We start from the raw sequence: 20,773 nt of genomic DNA, 5'->3' as shown, positions 1-20,773 counted from the left end.
TCCCATTATTCAACGGTACCAACAGTCTTAAATTATTCAACAGTCACTGATTTAGCCAAGTTCCTTGGTTGATCAACATCGGTACCTTTAATTAACGCAACATGATAAGCCAATAATTGTGTTGGTACGGTATAATAAATTGGCGCGGTTAACTCTTCAATATGAGGTAACACAATAATTTTCATTGTTTCATCACTCACAAAACCAGCATCTTCTTGCGCAAATACATACAACTGGCCGCCGCGAGCACGGACTTCTTCAATATTGGATTTAAGTTTTTCCAACAGATCATTGGTCGGTGCGACGACAATAACAGGCATATCACTATCAATCAAAGCAAGGGGACCGTGTTTAAGCTCACCTGCTGCATAGGCTTCTGCGTGAATATAAGAGATCTCTTTCAGCTTTAACGCAGCTTCCATTGCAATCGGATATTGATCCCCACGACCGAGGAACAATGTATGATGCTTATCTGCAAAATTCTCTGCTAATTTTTCAATTTGATTATCAAACATTAAGACCTGTTCAATACGACTTGGTAGGGTTTGTAGTGCGTGAACAATTGCTTTCTCTGTTTGTTCTGACATGCCTTTACTGCGGCCCAATTTAGCGACTAATGCTAGCAATACCGTTAATTGCGTAGTAAATGCTTTCGTTGATGCGACACCCACTTCAGTCCCTGCTTTGGTTAATAAGACTAAGTCCGCTTCACGAACAAGGGTTGAAGCCGCAACATTACAAATCGCCAGTGTACTAAGATAACCTAATTCTTTAGCTAAACGCAGTGCAGCTAAAGTATCGGCTGTTTCACCAGATTGTGATAATGTGATAAATAAGCTATTTTTACGGCGTGCCGGTTTACGGTATCTATATTCTGACGCAATTTCAACATCGCATGGGATTCCCGCTAAAGATTCAAACCAATAACGCGAGATCAAACCTGCATTATAGGCCGTCCCACACGCAACAATTTGGATATGCTCAATTTGTTTAAAGACATTTTCACCTTTATCACCCAACTCGGACAGATCGATAAGACCATGATTAATTCGACCTTCTAAAGTATTTTTAATCGCAATCGGCTGTTCAAAAATTTCTTTTTTCATATAATGGCGATAACCCGCCTTGTCACCAGCATCATATTTAGCATCAGACTCAATTTCATGACGCGTAACGGGTTGCAACTGTTTATCAATAATCGTGACTTTGCGGTGAGTTAATTCGGCAATATCGCCTTCTTCTAAGAAGATAAAGCGGCGAGTTACTGGCAATAAAGCAAGTTGATCTGATGCAATAAAGTTTTCCCCAACACCAAGACCGATAACTAATGGGCTACCTGAACGTGCCGCCACCAGCACATCTGGGTTTCGGCTATCCATAATCACCGTACCATAGGCACCACGTAATTGTGGAATGACTTTTTGCACAGCATCAAATAAAGAGCATTGTTCTTGCGTCAATGTGTGATGAACTAAATGAGCAATGACTTCGGTATCGGTTTCTGAACGGAATTGGTAACCTTTGGCAATCAGCATCTCGCGCAAAACGTCAAAGTTCTCAATAATGCCATTATGAACAACCGCAATATAGTCAGAAACATGGGGATGTGCATTCGCCTCTGTTGGCTCACCATGCGTTGCCCAACGAGTGTGTGCAATCCCAGTTTGACCAGATAATGGGTTTTCTTCAACGGCATCTCTTAATGCTTTGACTTTGCCAACACGACGCACGCGTTGCAATTCACCTTTTGGTGAAACAATGGCAAGCCCCGCTGAATCATAACCTCGGTATTCAAGTCGTTTTAAACCTTCTAACAAGATTTCAGCAATATCGCGCTTGGCGATTGCCCCTACAATTCCACACATAATCTTTCCTTAAACTAAATTATTTCGCTTTTTTAACTGGTCGTTTCCAGTTAGCAATTTGTCTTTGTTTAACGCGGCTAATAACCAATTCATTGTCAGCAACATGACTGGTTACGGTTGTCCCCGCTGCAATAGTCACTCCTGAACCGATCGATACCGGAGCAATGAGCTGTGAATCAGAGCCAACAAACACATCATCACCAATAATGGTTTGATGTTTATTTGCACCATCATAATTACACGTAATAGTACCAGCGCCAATATTGACGTTATTACCAATCTGACTATCACCTAAATAGCTAAGATGGCCCGCTTTGCTACCTTTACCTAAATGCGCCTTTTTTAGCTCAACAAAATTACCGACATGCGCTTTTTCGTCAAGTATAGACCCAGGTCTTAAGCGAGCAAAGGGCCCCACAGTACAATCTGTCGCTAATACAGAGTCTTCAATAACGCTGTAAGGGCTAATGTCGCAATTGTCACCAATGGTGCAATTTTTTAATATGCAACCCGCGCCAATATAGACGTTATTACCGAGTTTAACGTGACCTTCAATAATGACATTACAGTCAATCACAACATCCATACCGTGCTCGAGTTGACCTCGTAAATCAAAACGTTGTGGGTCGAGTAAGGTCACCCCAGCAAGGAGTAACTGTTTAGCGATATGATGTTGATAAGTACGCTCTAAATGCGCTTGTTGAAGCCGATTATTTACACCTTCAACTTCAAAATCAGCTGAGGGATGTGTGGCTTTAATTGAACAACCATCTCGATGTGCTAAGCCAATAATATCGGTTAAATAAAACTCTTGTTGTGCATTATGATTAGTGATCTGTTCTAACCAGCTTTTTAATTGCTGCCCAGAAACTAACATAATTCCAGTATTAACCTCATTGATCGCTTGTTGCTCAACAGTGGCATCTTTTTGCTCTACAATCGCAACAATTTCACCATCTTGACGAACAATACGACCATAACCCGTTGGATCATCTAAAAGTACAGTTAATAGTGAAATACCATTTTTAGGCTTATTTGCGATCAATGCTTGTAGGGTTTCAACTGAAATCAACGGGGTATCAGCATAAAGAATCAAGACATCTTCATCATCGGTTAAATGCGGAATAGCCTGTTTAACTGCATGACCAGTACCAAGCTGTTCTGCTTGTAACACTAATTGAATCGGTTGATGATGCAATGCATCTTCAAGTAATGCTTTTCCATGCCCATAAACTACAAAAATATTATCGGGATGGGTTAATGTTACCGTATCAATCACATGTTGTAACATGCTCTTATGACCGATTTTATGTAACACCTTTGGAAGCTGAGAATACATGCGAGTGCCTTTGCCGGCAGCTAAAATAACAGCACTTAGTTTAGACATAATAACCCTTAATCATCGCTCACTATTAAGTCAGTATATTAATTCAGCGAATCACGGAGATCGGTTGTTTGCAAATACACTTAGCATCGTATGCTTGCAGATTAACTCAATCACATAAAACAAACTAACTATCTCATTATTAATAACTTTTAAAAACACGTTGTTTTTTGAGACAATGATAATATCAAAAATAATGCGGTTACTATAATAAAAGCGAGCGCTGATAACAATGCAAATCGCATTGATTTAATTAATTTTTACATCAAAATAAGTATTGAGATATAATCCTATTATATCTTGCCAATTTAATAAGCTATTTAGGAATTTATATGTCATTAAAAAATGATCGCTATCTTCGCGCGCTACAGTGCGAAGCTGTAGATTATACACCGGTCTGGATGATGCGTCAGGCTGGACGGTATTTGCCAGAATATCGCAAACTACGAGCGAGTGCGGGTGACTTTATGACCATGTGTAAAACACCTGAGCTTGCTTGTGAAGCAACGATGCAGCCTATCCGTCGCTTTGATCTCGACGCGGCAATTATTTTTTCTGATATTTTGACCATTCCAGATGCAATGGGATTAGGGTTATATTTTGAAACCGGTGAAGGACCTAAATTTAAACACCCGATTAATCATCCAAATGATATAAAGCAATTGCCAATCCCCGATCCACAAACCGATTTGGGTTATGTGATGGATGCAATTAGATTGGCACGTAAAGAATTGGATAATAAAGTGCCTTTAATTGGTTTTGCTGGAAGCCCTTGGACGCTTGCAACCTATATGATTGAGGGTGGAAGCAGTAAAACATTTACCAAGATCAAAAAAATGTTATACAGCGACCCTGCTTCACTGCATCTGTTATTGGATAAATTAGCTGACAGTGTTGCATTATATCTCAATGCACAAATCCAAGCAGGCGCGCAGTCAATTATGATTTTTGATTCTTGGGGTGGCGCACTGAGTCATCGCAGCTATCTCGATTTTTCACTGAAGTATATGCAAAAAATTGTAAATGCCTTGCAGCGTGGTCAACGCCAAGCGCATTATACTCAAGATTATATTCCGGTGACCCTATTTACAAAAGGGGGAGGATTATGGTTTGATAAAATCATGCACACGGGTTGTGATGCCGTCGGCGTAGACTGGACTGTAGACTTATCGACATTACCAAAAGGACAGGTCGCCATTCAAGGTAATTTAGACCCAACTATTTTATATGGTGATAAAGCAACGATTGAACAAAACACAGCTTGGATATTGCAAGAATTTGGCCAACATAATGGTCATGTATTCAATTTGGGTCATGGTATCAACCAAGATACCCCAATTGAAAGCGTTGAAATTTTAATTAATGCCGTACATCAACAATCAAAAAGAGTCCATAATGATTAAAAACCCGATTCACCTACGTTTAGAAAAATTATCAAACTGGCAGCTAAAGCTTTTTATGGTCTGCCTTTGTGAACGTATGTATCCTAACTTTGCCTTATACTGTGAACAGGTCGACAGCAGTGATTATCAAACGTTTAAATCAATTTTAGATTTGAATTGGGAATCATTGTTAGTCAAAAATGCAAAAATCAATTTTGATAGCCAACTTGAAAAACTTGAAGAAATTATTCCAATCGTTGATGAAAACAGCCCTTATAGCGTTTATCCGGCAATGGATGCTTGTGAAGCATTAAGTGAATTAATTCACTCTTACTTAAGTGGTGAACAATTAGCCGAACATGCAATAAATATTAGCCAAATATCCTTGAAAACGATTATCGAATTAGACGCAGCAAAAACAGGCGATAATTTAACCGAATCACAAATTAAAGAGTTTCAGCCAGTTCTTGATGAACTTGATATTCAGTGGGAAATTTACCGTTTATTAAAAGACGAAATAACCCTAAATTTTGAGTTGATAAAAGGGCTTAAAAGCGACTTACGAGAAGAGCAAATTAGTAACATTGGTGTTTTTTTGAGCAATTAGACATTGAAAAGGTCTTTTTTTACAATATTTAGGTAAATTTTACTTTAATCTTAGCCAAATATAGTCTACATTTAAGCCCATTGGTAATGTATTTTACCGAGGTTAAATAAATAATTAATTTGACCATATTTTTCTCAACGATAAATTATTATGTAAGGATATGTCCATGAATAAAACAGAACTTGTAGATGCTATCGCTGCTAAAGCTAACATCACTAAAGTTGCAGCAAAAACTGCACTTGAAGCAACATTATCTGCTGTTTCAGATTCACTACAAAAAGGTGAAGCTGTTCAATTAGTTGGCTTTGGTACTTTCAAAGTAAATAGTCGTAAAGCTCGTACTGGTCGTAATCCAAAAACTGGTAAAGAGATCAAAATTGCAGCAACTAAAGTTCCAGCTTTCGTTGCAGGTAAAGGTTTAAAAGATACAGTTAAATAAATAGAAATAGAAATAATTTATTTTTTATAATCTTTCTATTAATGAAATCTTACATTTAGTCAGTAAATCGACTAAAAATGTTAAGATTTCAATGAATTAATGGAGGTCAAGTATCGCACTTGGCCTTTTTATTTACCAAGATCTAAGTCGTTTTATTCTGCATATAAAAAAACCCGTACTAGCCATGCTAATACGGGTTTTTAAATCAATAATATCAATTAATTCATCATTATTTAACCGCTTCAACTCGGCTGGTACGCTTACCGTCTAATGATTTGCTTCTAACTAAAATCTGGCTATGATTGTTTTCTAACGTAACAGGCTTAACATATTGTGTCCATACGGTACCATTATCAACTGAATATTCAATCGTCAAACCAGGATAAATAATATTCGCAACAAGCTGCTTACCATCAAATTTTGCACCAGGAATTGGTAACCGATAATCAATCCCTGCCAGATCAAGTTTTGTCAGTTCACGTTGCCCCATTAAGTTGGCAAAACGAATCCAGTCATTTAATAGCTGCGTCTGGTTAACAAATTCTGTGCTACCTAGCTTAAACTCACGATCTTTTTGATATGGTGTTTCCCAATCAGCTTGATGCCATGCTCGCTCAGCAACGGCAATTAACCTTGGATATGCCATATATTCCATTTGAGCATCAGTCCGAATAATTTCACTCCAAAGCTGAGCAGATAAACCATAGCTACCAGGCCAATTCATGGTTCCTTTAACACTAAAGCTATTACCATCTCGATCAACCGAAGTTTCAGCATTCTGTGGTAAATTATTGGGAGCAAAGCTGAAGATTTTACGCTCATCATTAGATCGTGTTCCCCAGTAGTAGCCTCGTTCATAGGGACTCACTTCATAAGGAAAATCCAGATAAACATAATCAGGGTTTGAAATAATGACCTGATATCCCTTGTTTGCCCACTCACTAGCAGAATCGTAGCCACCCCAATATAAGGTATCCCAGAAGTTAACCGCTACGTTATCAACGGCAAACGCTTTCGCATTAGCTGCATGCTTCACGCCATCTTGCCATGCTTGCATACGGTTAATCCCATGTGCCTTAATCATTTTACTTACTTCTAACGCAAAGTAACTTGGTAAGTGTTCAATATCTTCGACAACTCCCGTTGATATAAATGTTTGGCAAGCTTGCGATTTAGCCCATGGATGATCTTCAATGCTTTGATCGATCGTGCCTTTCCAATTCACCTTCTCGGCCGCATTAATATCTTGATAGCCAGCGCCTAAACGAATATTTTTCGCTTCATCACCACCAAAATGCCATGTCGAAATAGGTTGACCTGCCTCAATATGCATTTGTGCTATTTCACCAATAATTTTATCAACAAAGCGTTTTGACGAATCTAAACAAGGGTTTAGATAACTTTGACGATTATAGAATTGTACTGATGTTGTATTTGACGTATCAGTTGGATCAACCAAACGGAATTCATTCGCCGCTTGTTCTTTACCTTCAGCCATTAAGCGATTATAACGAGCCTCCATTGAGACAATCGCAGCGCGAGCATGTGCTGGCATATCAATTTCAGGAATCACTTCAATAAAACGTGCTTTAGCATATTTAACGATATCAATATAATCTTGACGCGTAAAAAAACCACTGCCCATATTATCACTATCAGGACCGGAGCCAAGCTGTGGTAATAAACATTTTTGTTCTGTTAAATCATGGCAACGTTGGCTACCAATATCAGTTAATTCTGGTAAACCCGGAATTTCAATACGCCAGCCTTCATCATCACTTAGGTGAAAATGGAACTTATTGAGTTTATAAGCAGCCATTTGATCAAGCAACCGTAAAATAACGGCTTTACTTTTGAAATTTCGTCCCGTATCCGCCATAATACCGCGATAAGCAAAACGAGGCGCATCTTGTGCATTTAAGGTTGCGATAACTGGTTTTTGATTAGCAGGAATGAGTGATAATATTGACTCGACAGCATAAAAAATACCGCTTTCATCATTTGCGATAATTGTTGCTTGCTTTTCATCAATACTCAGCTGGTAAGCACCTGATAAAGCATCTTTAAACGCTGTATTATCAATTTTCGCATTAATTTTATAACCATTTGGCGTAACAGGAATATTGAGCGCTTTAAATTGGTGAGTTAATACTGACATACTCTCACTATTTAAGCCAATGAGTGCTAAATTTACGCCTTGGCTCCCGAGAACAATATCGGTTTTACCGACATTTAATTGTGTTGGAGTTGGTAGAATTTGTCCTCGTAATAACTGGGCATCTAAGGTTTGAATATCGGCATTACGATCAAAACGCGTAACAGGAGTCATTAAAATATTATGATCTTCTGGCGTTCGTTTCCATTGATCACCAATTGGTGACACAAATGCAGCTAAATCTTCAGTATCAGTGTTGACAATGACTTTTGGCTCAGCATCAGTCGATGTAACATACCAACGAGGGATGATATCACTTTGACTGACCTGCCAATATTCCCCAATAATAGGAATGTCAATAGTGCTATTTGCAGGGAAACTGATAAATTTTTCAGTCGGCTCGATTTTGTGCAAATCACCTGTGATTTGTGTAATTTTAAACTGAGGATTGTTTACAGCCAAAATCATTCGAATATCGTGAAAGTAAATCGCCCAATCTTTATCACGTATTTCGGTCCCATTATTCTTTAACGAGATCGTTGCTTTATTACATGCCCCCCAATCGGCACCGAGTGATGAGCAGTCAACACCATTATTCGCCGCGTGATTATCAACGACTTTATAATTAACCTGCAGTTGTGAACTCATCGTATCAACGGTAGATTGCTTGGCAAATCCACTCTGACTCAAACTTAACAGTGACACTATTGATGCGGTAAGTAATGTTGTCTTAAACGTTTTCATAATCTTTCCTACCTATTTTTGAATGGGACTAAAAACAGTAAATGGCATTGCAACAATAAACTTAATATCTTTTTCATCTTGGAAAATATTGCCATATCCACCTCCCCAACTTGGGATATTGGAATGGTTGTTGTAGCGAGTGTAATGTAATTGGAATGACGTATCTTTTGCCCACCCTTCTTGTACCGTATAAGCAAGGTCTAAATTCCAAGCTGATTCACGTAATCGCTGATTTTGATTCGCGGCCGTTGAATTAGGTTTTGCATCCCAACCATAGGCATAAGATGCAGCCGTTCGCCATCCAGCCAGACGTTGTGATAAATGCCCAAGATCATAGCTTATCTCAGCAAATAGGGCTTTTTCACCATTAGCATTAAAATCTGAACGTGAATTCCACCAGATATCAAGGCGACCATTAGACGAAGCATAATCAGGGGTCATACGCTGTAAGAAAAAGCCTTGATTCCCCTCAGCCTTAACCATCACACCTTCAGCACGCAAGCCAACTGGACCAACTTGATACTGTAACGTCGCAGCTTGTAGCCATGCCAAGCCATCATACACATTTTGTCCACTATGATTTTGGTCTTTCGCACCATAAAATTGATAACTTAATGATAATGGGTTATCAAGAACATTTAGCTTATAAGATGCTTTAGCAAAATATTGGTTCATATAGCTATGTGACTGACCAAATGCCCCTTCTAACACGAAATCATTTTTGAAATCATATTTTAAGCCCGCTGAATGTAAATAACTGATTTCTTTAGTGCCGCCCCATTGACGGAAATGATAAACACGTTTATACCATGGCGCCTTATACTTATCAGCCCACATATAAGACATAGATAATGCACCTTGCTGAGCAAAGTCAAAAACAGTACCCACTTCAAAGCCTCGATAAGTACCGGGTAATAAACTCCAATGCGGTGCAAGTAACGTTTGCCCCGACGGCTGTATATAACCTGCTTTAACCCACAATGCATCATCTAGTTTGAAATTAATTTGTGCTTTGTAAATGCTGACGCCACTGACATCTCTATCCCATTTTTCACCCCAACGCGTATTGCTACTACTAAAGCCGATTTCATTTGGGTGAGCATCACCTCCATTACTGACTTCCCAAGCACCGTAGCCACCTAGCTCAACAGCAAACATGTCAGCAAGATAACCTGAACGCACATCCAGATTGGCATTAAAGGTTGATTGACGGATGTTACTACGATATTGGTCAGTTGCGATATCTTTACGTTCACGGTCACGATTCCAAAAATAAATATTTCCGGTTGCTGACGCATCATCAATAAAACTATTAGCAACAGCTGGCGCGGCATCCATTAATAAAATGGATGAGAAGACTAATCCAGTGCAAAGTTTAATTCGGGATAACTGGGCAGATTTATTATGATTGTTCATAGTCATTGTTTCCTAAAAGATCATCTATGATTATTTAATCAGCAGGCAAATAAAGCCCATTGATTCAGTGGCAAAATATGTTCAATTCAATTTTCTGCAGGAATTGAATTGTGAATGTGCACATTTTTATAATGTACTAACATATTTTACTTAACAAATTAAATCATTCAAAATTGTGACTTTTATCACTAAATTTTATCAAAATCGTGGTTTTATCGATCGAATAAACCCCACTTTTTTTACCATTTAAAATATATGAAAAATAAAGTTAATGAATGAAAAAATAGATGTAGTTAAATGAATTTAAACATTTTTTTAATAAAGAAAGGAATAGAAAGTAAATCGAAGGAAAGAAAAAGGGCGGGTAAACCGCCCAAATCACTTATTTGACGGGTCTCATTGCTGGAAATAAGATAACATCACGAATCGTATGGCTGTTAGTGAATAACATTACGGTACGATCAATACCAATACCTAACCCTGCGGTTGGTGGTAAACCGTGTTCCAATGCTGTTACATAATCTTCATCATAGAACATCGCTTCATCATCACCGGCATCTTTTTGCTTCACTTGGTCTGCAAAACGTTGTGCTTGATCTTCGGCATCATTAAGCTCAGAGAAGCCATTACCAATTTCACGCCCACCAATAAAGAATTCAAATCGATCCGTCACAAATGGGTTAGCATCATTACGTCGCGCTAATGGTGAAACTTCAGCTGGATACTCAGTAATAAACGTTGGCTGAATTAAATTAGCTTCTGCCACTTCTTCAAAAATCTCAGTGACAACGCGGCCCAAGCCCCATCCTTTCTCAATTTCAATTCCAACAGATTTAGCGACAGCACAGGCTTTATCAAAATCATCTAAATCGGCATTATTGGTTTGTGGCCGGTAATGACAAATCGCTTCACGCATTGTCATTTTAACAAACGGTTGACCAAAATCGAATGTATGCTCACCATATTGAACGACCGGATTACCTGTAACATTGATGGCTAAGCGACGATATAAGTCTTCAATTAACACAATTAGGTCTTTGTAATCAGCATAAGCCATATACATTTCCATCATGGTAAATTCAGGATTATGGCGAGGTGAAACGCCTTCATTACGGAAGTTACGATTAATTTCAAAAACACGTTCAAATCCACCGACAACTAAACGTTTTAAATATAGCTCAGGCGCAATACGAAGATACATATCAAGATCTAACGCATTATGATGAGTAATAAATGGTTTAGCCGCTGCACCACCAGGGATGACATGCATCATTGGCGTTTCGACTTCCATGAAATGGTGTCCTAACATGAAATCCCGGATTTCAGCAACAATTTTAGAACGCATCATAAATGTATGACGCGATTCATCATTAGTGATAAGGTCTAAATAACGCTGACGATAACGCGTTTCTTGATCAGCTAACCCGTGGAATTTGTCAGGAAGGGGTCTTAATGCTTTGGTTAATAAACGGACTTCATCACAATGAATAGAGAGCTCACCCGTTTTGGTTTTAAATAGGTAACCTTTAGCAGCAATAATATCGCCTAAATCCCATTTTTTAAATTGTTCGTTATAAAAACCTTCTGGTAATTCATCACGTGTAACATAAAGTTGAATTTGTCCACCCACATCTTGTAACGATACAAATGAAGCTTTACCCATAATTCGACGCATCATCATACGACCCGCTACAGCGACTTGAATTTTGGCTTCAGCTAATTCTTCGTTGCTTTTATCGCCATATTTTTCATGTAATTCACTTGAAATCGCATCGCGACGAAAATCGTTAGGGAAAGCAACGCCTTGTTCACGAATATGAACTAACTTTTCGCGGCGTGCTTTTAACTCATTATTTAGCTCTTCTAAGCTATTACTAATTTGTTGTGGTTGCTCTGTTGACATGGTTTTACCTTATCACTCGTTATAAGCCTGCTTTGAGGCTCTCTTCAATAAATTGATCCAAATCACCATCAAGGACGGCTTGGGTGTTACGCGTTTCAACGCCAGTTCGCAAATCTTTGATACGAGAATCATCTAATACATATGAACGGATTTGACTCCCCCAACCGATGTCTGATTTATTCTCTTCCATTTGCTGTTTTTCAGCATTTTTCTTATGCATTTCAAGCTCATACAGTTTAGCTTTTAACTGTTTCATTGCTTGGTCTTTGTTGCTATGCTGTGAGCGGTTATTTTGACACTGAGTCACAATACCGGTTGGAACATGAGTAATACGTACCGCCGATTCCGTTTTATTAACATGCTGGCCACCCGCACCGGATGCTCGATACACATCAATACGTAAATCAGCAGGATTGATCTCGATATCAATATCATCCTCAACTTCAGGATAGACAAATACGGAGGCAAAGGAGGTATGGCGGCGATTACCTGAATCAAAAGGACTTTTACGCACTAAACGATGAACACCTGTTTCGGTTCTTAACCAGCCATAAGCATAATCCCCGCCAATACGAATGGTTGCCGATTTAATACCAGCCACATCGCCATCAGAGACTTCCATTACTTCAGTGGTAAATGATTTTGATTCAGCCCAACGTAAATACATACGTAGTAACATTTCAGCCCAATCTTGAGCTTCTGTTCCCCCTGAACCAGATTGAATATCTAAATAACAGTCAGCACTATCATATTCACCGGCAAACATCCGACGAAACTCCAGCTTATCTAACTTTTTTTCTAATTCAGCAACTTCAAAGTTTGTTTCATTAAACGTATCTTGGTCTTCAGCTTCAATGGCTAATTCCAATAAACCTTCAACATCGTCTAAACCATTCGTGAGTGAATCGATTGTATTGATAATTTCTTCGAGGGCTACGCGTTCTTTACCAAGCGATTGAGCTTTTTCTGGATTAGACCAAACGTCCGCCTGCTCGAGCTCGCCGTTAACTTCCTCAAGACGCTCTTTCTTCGTTTCATAGTCAAAGGTACCCCCGGATGACAGCGGTACGCTCGGTAAGTTCTGCTATTTTATTTTTGACAGGATTAATTTCAAACATGAGTTTTTTATACTAGTAAAATGAATCTTAAAATAATAACCCAATATTGTAGCGGAATTATGTGCTGTTTAGCAATCAACAATTTAGATTTAAGGATTATTTACACGTTCAATCAAATACGATGGGTTAGCACATTTCGTTATAAAGTTATCATCATACCTCATTATAGTATAAAAAAAGGCGCAATAATTGCGCCTTATTCGTCATCAGATAGTGATTATTTTGCAGCTGCGAATAACTCAGCAACTTTATCCCAGTTGACTACACTCCAAAACGCACCGATATAATCAGCACGACGATTTTGATATTTTAAGTAGTAAGCATGTTCCCAAACATCAAGGGTTAAAATTGGCGTACCGCTTGTACCAGAAATTTTTTCGCCCATTAATGGTGAATCTTGGTTTGCTGTTGATACGACAGCTAATTTACCATTTTGCACAACTAACCATGCCCAGCCAGATCCAAAACGTCCCGTTGCAGCAGCTGCAAATTTTTCTTTGAATGCATCCACTGAACCGAAATCTTTTTCGATTGCTGACTTAAGTTCACCTTTAAGCTCAGTACCGACTTTTAACAGTTCCCAGAATAAGGTATGGTTAGCATGGCCACCAGCATTGTTACGTAGTGCTGTTAATTTTTCAGTAGGTACTTTGTCTAAGTGTTTAATTAATTCTTGTGGAGTCATTGCTTGAAGCTCACTTGATAATGACTCAAGCGCTGCATTCGCATTGTTAACATAAGTTTGGTGGTGTTTGTCATGATGCAAATGCATGGTTTCTGAATCGATATATGGTTCTAAAGCATCATAAGCATAAGGTAATGGAGGTAAAGTGTAAGCCATAGTATTGCTCCTTTGTAATCATTATAGGGAATAGCATTAAAGTCTATGTTAATAACAATTCAGTATACCCGCTTTGTGTGTTACCTCAATCTATCATTTTTATAGCTAATATCTATGTCAATATAATAGCCTAATAGCCGATTTCCGTGACCTTTTGCCATGATATAACATGGCTGACGAGCTACCTTAATAAGCTGATTTGGGGGACATTATGGGTAGGATGATTATGTACAGTAAGATCAGCGTGATACCATTTCGTTAGTACCGTTTTGGTCAAAACTAAATCCGGTTTACCTTGTTCAACCAATTTCCCTTGATGGATAAGAAATAAACGATCTGCATATAATGCAGCAAGATTAAGATCGTGTAAAATACAGCATACACCTAAGGGTTCATGACGGGTCAATCCATGCAATAAACGTAACATCTGTTGCTGTTGGTAAAGATCTAACGCAGAAGTTGGCTCATCCAAAAAAAGTAGTCTTGGGGAAGGTTCAGGCTGCCACAACTGCGCTAATACTCTGGCTAACTGGACACGTTGCTGTTCCCCACCAGAAAGTTGACGATAGTCTTTATGACACAAACCCTCACAGTCCGTTTTCGTAATCACATCGTCTAATGCTTGCTTAAAATACCGTTTACCATGAGGTACCCGGCCCATCGCAATCACTTCTTTGGCGCTAAACGGAAATGTCATATTTGATTGTTGGCGCATAACTGTTCGAACTTTTGACAATGCTTGGTGTGACCAATCATTAATTGGTTTATCGAGTAAATGACACTGACCTTGACTTGGCACTAAATAACCCGTTAAAAGGCGTAATAACGTTGATTTACCCGCCCCATTTGGACCAATAATAACGACTAATTCACCTTGATCAATATTTAATGAAACATCATCAACTAAAATAGTTGTCCCAACTTGATAGCTTAGCTGCCGAGCCTTTAACATATTGCACCCTTTTTACGTAAAATTAACCACAAAAAGTAAGGTGCACCAATTAAACTTGTCAGTAACCCTATCGGAATTTCATTTGGCGCAACAACCGTTCTAGCTATCGTGTCAGCAATTAATAATAATGTTCCACCGCCTAAAATGGTTGCTGGGACTAACCAACGGTGATCAGCCCCTAAGGTCAGCCTGAGCATATGTGGCACAGCTAAACCAACAAAAGCAATAATGCCACTCACCGCAACTGATGTCCCAATTAATAACGCACTTAATAGCATTAAAATACGTTTCGTTTTTTGTACATTTAATCCTAAATAGTGGGCATCTTCATCGCCAAGCTGTAAAGTATTTAGTGCATGACTCATTAAAACCACAGTAAGAACCGCTGGCACAATGAGTGTTGCCGCGATAATAACAGCGTCCCACTGACCTTTGGCAAGATTACCCATCGTCCATAACGATAATTGACGTAATTGTTGATCATCACTGATATAACTGAGTAAACCAATCATGGATGCTGTCAGGGCATTAATGGCGATCCCAGCTAACAGTAATAAAACGGTTGAACCGTGTTTAGCGTAACTAAGCCCATAAATAATAAAACAGATAACACTCCCCCCTAAAAAGGCCGCTAGCATATGACTATAAAGCGATATAAAAGCAGGTAATGTAATCGGTAAAATAATCACTAAACCAACACACAGTGCAGCCCCACTACTGATACCAAGCAGACCCGCATCCGCCAACGGATTACGAAATACCCCTTGCATCACAACCCCTGAAGTGGCTAATGCCATACCAACAATAACGGCTAATAAAACCCTAGGTAAACGGATATTTAACCAAATCTGCCATAATGGATCATCAAATGGTAATGAAGTTAGCATATTAAATGATAGCGTTAACGCGCCCATATTGACTGACAGTAGCATAGAAACGAGCAATAAAATAGTCAATCCAATAAGGATACATTGCCGTTGACCAAAACGTATATTAGTTGCCATTAACGTAAATACATCCTTTTAATTATTACGTTTATCCGCTAAAGACGGATCGATAACTAAGTAGGCTTGGTTATCAAGTTTAGCTAAATCGATGTGTGCCAATATCACTGATGCAAGATCACTGCGGCGTATATAACCATGCACTTCCTGATCACAATAACATTTTGCTTGAAGTGTCGGCTCTCCATCGGTTAAACCACCTGGCCTTAAAATTGTATAATTAAGTGAACTCGTTGCTAACCATGATTCGGCTAGTGTTTTTTCTCTTACTGAGTAACCAAAGGCTTGTTTAGCGCGTTCAGAGAGGAAAGACCAACTGTCACCACACCCTAAAGATGTCACGAGAATCATTCGTTTGATTGCACTCTTTTCAGCCTGATTAATAATATTCATTTGGGCTTGATAATTGGCTTTTTCGCCACCTAAGGTCGAAATAATCGTGGCATTTTTCCCAACTAATAAACACGCTTGATGAACCGTAATCGGATCATTGGCATCCCCGACTAATGTCGTTGCACCTAAAGCATTTAACTGCTCTGCACTTTGTTGATTGCGAACAACTGCAACACAATGGTCGCCACGTTTTAATGCCATCGTCATTAATTGATGCCCCGTGCCACGACTTGCACCAAATATCAGTAAATCTGCCATAGTATCCCTATTGATGTTGCAACTGCGCAAGTTGACGATAAGATGATAATTGCTCTTCAATTAATTGATGATGGCTATCTCTACCAACAAAAATCTTAAACATCGCATTACCACTTTGATTTAAGAAAATAATTGATGCTGTATCCGTACCCATAAATTGACGCTCTACAAACGCGATATGTTGACAATTTTCAGCTTTAATATGACCACTTAAACCGGTTTTTGCTCGTAGGTTAAAATAGCCGTGACGATGGAAACCTGTTGGTAATTTACCTTGATATTCAAAGATAATATCGGGGGAATTAATTAATATTGTCACAATGTCCCAAGTTGCAGCTTCACTCCATACTTGATCAAAATATTCGCCAGCAATAATGTGTTTTTCTGGCATTGCGTTAATGACCTCAAATAGAGATACCTGATATTTTTGAGCAATTTTCTCTAATGTGCCATCTGGCGCTGTTGCCATCAATTCAGTCAAACTTGGTTTTGTCATTCTATTAACTCCTTATTTTAATTCTTATTTGTTGGCTAAATTATGTTTCATTGCATTGTTTTTCATCATGTTAATTGCTGCTTCTGACGGCATTTTTCCGCCATGTTGAGCATGATGACCTGCTGCCATTATCTGTTTCTTCGCTAATTCAGGTTCATTAAGCGCCATCAGCAATTTTTGTAATGCAAACAGTAAATTACTTGCCCAAAAACGCCCGGATATCGTCAGACGCAAAATGGGACTGTCATCCATTAACAGCCCGGCTTGATGCCATTGCTGAATAAGGGGAAGTAATGCATTAATCTGCACAGTCAGCCGATTGAGATCAACTCTGCCTGCCTCAATCCCACCTTGTAAAAGCTGCAACCACGTTAATTGGGGGCCGGCTTGCAAGATCATCATCAGTGGTTTTTGTTGTGCATCAAGTTGTTTGTAATAGTTCTCTAAATTGCGTTCAATCATAAATGACTGACCGTTTAAATTACCGCCTGCACATGAACCAAATGCTAAATAATCAGCACCTTGCTTAATTAAAATATTATATAGGTTTCGTTCACGAGTGGTTTTACCAAAATGGCTATTACTCAATTGGCTCCAGCCATCGTGATCCAATCGTTGAACACCTCGCTGATAGAACTCAGCCTTTTGCTGTGCATCAGCAATAACAATACGCTTATTTTCAACCCCTTTGAATAAAGGGGTGGTAGGTAATAAATTTAGCGCATACAGGTCAACACCATCTAGCGGTAAATCGTTAACTATGGCTAAATCTTCATCCCATGTTTGCAGGGTTTGTTGTGGCAAGCCAAAGATCAAATCGCACACGACGGCGGCTTTATCTCGTTCAGCAAGATTTGTTAAAAAGGTGATTGCTTGTTGCTTATTTGACGTGCGCCCCAACCGTTTTCGAATTGCTGAATCAAAAGTTTGAATACCAATAGAGAAACGATTGGCACCGGCCTCAAGACACGCATCAATTTTATCATCATTAAAATCTAAAATACGCCCCTCAACCGTAATCTCACAATCGGGGGCAAGAGGGTAATGGGACTTAATCGTGCTGATAATGTTATGTAATTGATCAGCGCTTAAGGCAGTGGGCGTTCCACCACCAAAATAAACAGCATGAATCGGTGCTGATTGAGTTAAATGACTATCAGCGTCCATCAACAATTCTTGAATTAAATATTGTGTGTAAATCGCAGTATCATGTTGTTTTAATGGATTTTGATAAAAACCACAAAATTGGCAGTGTGTTGCGCAAAACGGAATATGAATATACATCAAACGTTTAGATTTTGGCATCATCCTTTGATGCAACTCATGCCAAGTTTGTTGAATCAACGCTTTATCAACGGGAATTGATCCTCGAAAAGGCATGACGGCCCATCGATCTTTAAATGGTATACCCTCTACCTGTGCAAAAAATGGCGTCAAATCTAATGTCATATTGAATTGCTATATCTTTGTTAATGAGAATGATAAATTAAACAATAATTATTCTCATTTAGCAAATAAATCCTTAAATTTTTTAAGTTATTACTAACATCATGATTTTTAATTATTTAAATGAATATTGGAAAACTACCTTTACAATATTATTGCGAATGATTATCATTTGCGAATTAATTTAAACAATAATCAGGCGAAATCTTATGATAATAACTTCAAAAAAAACACTCATCGCAGCCTCATTGACGTGTTTATTTAGCACGATAATGAGTACACATTATGTACTGGCCGCAGAACACAGCCATCAACAAGATACGATCGTTGTAACGGCGGCAAGAGGCGAACAATCGATTTGGGATAGCTCTGTGTCAGTCGTGGCAATTAACAGTGAAGAAATCAGAGAAAATAATGGTGATTCAATTATTGAAACATTGCGCGATGTCCCTGGTGTCGAGATTTCCGATAATGCATTAGCTGGGCGTAAACAAATTATGATACGAGGCGAAGCACCATCACGTGTTTTGATCTTGATTGATGGGCAAGAAGTCTCATACCATCGATCCGGGCATGGTTCTTCCGCCGGAATTTTAATTGATATGGAGTCAGTCGAACGAGTGGAAGTCATTAAGGGGCCCTATTCAGTACTATACGGCTCTCAAGCTATCGGTGGCGTAGTCAATTTTATAACTCGTAAAGGCAGTAATAGCAACAAACCATTCAATGGTCATGTAAAATTTATTTATGATGGTGCGACTGATGGCTTAACTGAGATGGCATCAGTTTATGGTTCAATTGATCATATTTTTGACTACCGCATTAGCGGCACTTACTCAGAGCAAGATGAGCGTAAGACACCTGAAGGCCGGCTCGACAATACTGACTTTAATAATAATACGTTAAGCGCATGGTTTGGGCTGAACTTAGATAAACATAAAATAAGCCTCTCTTTAGATCGTTACAAGCTTGATACACAAACTTATGCATCTCAAGATCAATTAGATGGTATGGACTCTTTTCTCGTTAGTTTACCTAAATTACAAAGGGAAAAAGTCGGACTATTTTATGATTATAAAATAGATGACAATGTAATTAAAAATATTCATATTGACGGCTATTATCAAATATTAAAACGAACTTTTGTTAATGATATTCATGTACCTTCACCTGATATGAAAACCCATACACAAACTGATGATAAACAAAAAACTAAAGGGATAAATTTTCAAGTTGACCTACAACCTATAGAACGCATTAAACTCATTTTAGGTGCACAGTATTTACAAGATACCGTAACACAGATATCCAATAAAACTCTTGATATGTACATGGAATCTGAAACGCCTTTACCAATGTTCAATTATTCACGTTATACAAATAGCAATAATAGTTGGAAGCAAAACCATTTTTCTTTATTTGCGCAAAATGATTGGGCTATTACAAAGCGTTTGAATTGGAATATAGGTTTACGTCAATATTGGGTTAAATCTAAATTAGAAAGTGGTTCTAAAAATGAAACCTGTTCGAATCGTCCTGCTATACTCTCATGTAAGCCATCAACTCAAGTAGACAAATCTCGTAGCGATAGTGGTGAAACTGTAGTTGTTTCAACTGGCGCAACCTATCAAACATCAGATGAACTCATTCTTAGAGCATCATTTGGTCAAGGTTATGTTTACCCAACATTAAGTCATCTCTATGCTATAACGAATGCCCATCTTCAAGAAACTTACGGTAACCCAGATTTGGAAGCCGAAAAATCTAATAATTATGAATTAGGTTTTCGATTTAACAACAATAGCTGGTTGATTGACACATCCATATACTATTCAATAGCTAAAAATTATATTGATAATATAGAATGTGCTGGTTCTGCTATATGTAATGGTTTAAGTAGTTCGAAAGATACTTTTCGCGCATACTACTACAATGTCAACAAAGCCAAAACCTATGGCTTAGAGTTTGAGATTGAGTATCTTGATTGGGACGTAACGCCTTACTTTAAAGGGAATGTGATTCGTCGCCAATTTGAAACCGCTAAATATAAAACATTTGATAGTGGAAACCCATTGTTTAGTGGTTCATTTGGTATTAAACATACCGCTTATTTTAATCAAGTTGATTTAAATTCGAATCTCTTTATGCGAGTAGCTACCGATGCCACGAAAAAGAGTGATAGCAATACCTATCACTATGCAGGTTGGTCAACCGTCAATTTATCAATGGTGGCATCATTTGGTGATAAAAGACAGTATCAAATTGGCTTAGATCTCAACAATATTCTTAATAAAAAATATACCACGGCATATGAATCAATCCCTGCAGCTAAGTTTAATGCCGTCATTGCCACCAGTATGAGTTTTTAAT

Annotated in this window: 16 protein-coding genes; 4 read left to right on the top strand and 12 right to left on the bottom strand. The window is 38.4% G+C overall.

The annotated features are described in order from the left end of the window. Positions 1 to 32: 32 nt before the first annotated feature. Both glmS and glmU read right to left on the bottom strand, forming a co-directional pair. Positions 33 to 1,865, bottom strand: coding sequence for a glutamine--fructose-6-phosphate transaminase (isomerizing) (glmS, locus tag ABEA36_RS10570; RefSeq protein ID WP_345491915.1), 1,833 nt, complete (start codon positions 1,863 to 1,865; stop codon positions 33 to 35). A 19-nt stretch (positions 1,866 to 1,884) separates the two neighbouring features. After that, complete coding sequence (glmU, locus tag ABEA36_RS10565) at positions 1,885 to 3,252, bottom strand: bifunctional UDP-N-acetylglucosamine diphosphorylase/glucosamine-1-phosphate N-acetyltransferase GlmU (RefSeq protein ID WP_345491913.1); 1,368 nt, start codon at positions 3,250 to 3,252, stop codon at positions 1,885 to 1,887. Between the two features lie 329 nt (positions 3,253 to 3,581). On the opposite strand from glmU, the gene hemE reads away from it, so the two are divergent. The 3 genes from hemE (at position 3,582) to ABEA36_RS10550 (ending at position 5,677) form a co-directional block, all read left to right on the top strand. Beyond that, positions 3,582 to 4,652, top strand: a complete 1,071-nt coding sequence (hemE, locus tag ABEA36_RS10560) for a uroporphyrinogen decarboxylase (protein ID WP_345491911.1) — start codon at positions 3,582 to 3,584, stop codon at positions 4,650 to 4,652. Next, positions 4,645 to 5,238: a YjaG family protein gene (locus ABEA36_RS10555; protein WP_345491909.1), complete on the top strand. Its 594-nt coding sequence runs from the start codon at positions 4,645 to 4,647 to the stop codon at positions 5,236 to 5,238. Before hemE ends, ABEA36_RS10555 begins: the two co-directional genes overlap by 8 nt. A 166-nt stretch (positions 5,239 to 5,404) precedes the next feature. After that, on the top strand, positions 5,405 to 5,677 hold the full coding sequence (locus ABEA36_RS10550) for an HU family DNA-binding protein (RefSeq protein WP_345492004.1): 273 nt from the start codon (positions 5,405 to 5,407) through the stop codon (positions 5,675 to 5,677). A gap of 229 nt (positions 5,678 to 5,906) precedes the next feature. Here the strand turns inward: ABEA36_RS10550 and ABEA36_RS10545 are convergent, their stop codons facing one another. The 10 genes from ABEA36_RS10545 to hutW all read right to left on the bottom strand — a co-directional run bounded on the left by ABEA36_RS10545 (position 5,907) and on the right by hutW (position 18,406). After that, positions 5,907 to 8,576, bottom strand: a complete 2,670-nt coding sequence (locus ABEA36_RS10545; protein ID WP_345491907.1) for a beta-N-acetylhexosaminidase — start codon at positions 8,574 to 8,576, stop codon at positions 5,907 to 5,909. Between the two features lie 12 nt (positions 8,577 to 8,588). Beyond that, a complete protein-coding gene (locus ABEA36_RS10540) occupies positions 8,589 to 9,992 on the bottom strand; it encodes an OprD family outer membrane porin (RefSeq protein WP_345491905.1) in 1,404 nt (467 codons plus the stop codon). A 382-nt stretch (positions 9,993 to 10,374) separates the two neighbouring features. Further along, positions 10,375 to 11,895, bottom strand: coding sequence for a lysine--tRNA ligase (gene lysS / locus ABEA36_RS10535; RefSeq protein WP_345491903.1), 1,521 nt, complete (start codon positions 11,893 to 11,895; stop codon positions 10,375 to 10,377). A 19-nt stretch (positions 11,896 to 11,914) separates the two neighbouring features. After that, a protein-coding gene (prfB, locus tag ABEA36_RS10530) for a peptide chain release factor 2 (protein WP_345491901.1) occupies positions 11,915 to 13,013 on the bottom strand; the annotation gives its coding sequence in 2 pieces (ribosomal slippage) (positions 11,915 to 12,937 and positions 12,939 to 13,013; 1,098 coding nt in all). A 217-nt stretch (positions 13,014 to 13,230) separates the two neighbouring features. Beyond that, a complete protein-coding gene (locus tag ABEA36_RS10525; protein WP_345491898.1) occupies positions 13,231 to 13,854 on the bottom strand; it encodes a Fe-Mn family superoxide dismutase in 624 nt (207 codons plus the stop codon). A gap of 181 nt (positions 13,855 to 14,035) precedes the next feature. Next, entirely contained in the window at positions 14,036 to 14,806 is a 771-nt protein-coding gene (locus ABEA36_RS10520) for a heme ABC transporter ATP-binding protein (protein ID WP_345491896.1), read from the bottom strand. Next, on the bottom strand, positions 14,800 to 15,810 hold the full coding sequence (locus ABEA36_RS10515; RefSeq protein WP_345491894.1) for a FecCD family ABC transporter permease: 1,011 nt from the start codon (positions 15,808 to 15,810) through the stop codon (positions 14,800 to 14,802). Before ABEA36_RS10515 ends, ABEA36_RS10520 begins: the two co-directional genes overlap by 7 nt. Before the next feature lie 18 nt (positions 15,811 to 15,828). Next, entirely contained in the window at positions 15,829 to 16,461 is a 633-nt protein-coding gene (locus ABEA36_RS10510; protein WP_345491892.1) for an NAD(P)H-binding protein, read from the bottom strand. A 7-nt stretch (positions 16,462 to 16,468) separates the two neighbouring features. Then, the gene (hutX, locus tag ABEA36_RS10505) at positions 16,469 to 16,957 is read right to left on the bottom strand and encodes a heme utilization cystosolic carrier protein HutX (protein ID WP_345491890.1); all 489 of its coding nucleotides are present in this window, start codon (positions 16,955 to 16,957) and stop codon (positions 16,469 to 16,471) included. 24 nt (positions 16,958 to 16,981) lie between these two features. Then, entirely contained in the window at positions 16,982 to 18,406 is a 1,425-nt protein-coding gene (hutW, locus tag ABEA36_RS10500) for a heme anaerobic degradation radical SAM methyltransferase ChuW/HutW (RefSeq protein WP_425571927.1), read from the bottom strand. 206 nt (positions 18,407 to 18,612) lie between these two features. On the opposite strand from hutW, the gene ABEA36_RS10495 reads away from it, so the two are divergent. Further along, a complete protein-coding gene (locus ABEA36_RS10495; protein ID WP_345491888.1) occupies positions 18,613 to 20,772 on the top strand; it encodes a TonB-dependent receptor plug domain-containing protein in 2,160 nt (719 codons plus the stop codon). The last annotated feature ends 1 nt before the right edge of the window (position 20,773 follow it).

Origin of the sequence: Orbus sasakiae (assembly GCF_039542345.1) — a bacterium.
Classification (GTDB): Bacteria; Pseudomonadota; Gammaproteobacteria; order Enterobacterales; family Orbaceae; genus Orbus; species Orbus sasakiae.
Note: the sequence above shows the minus strand (reverse complement) of the source record. Positions and strands in the feature narration are given on the sequence as shown.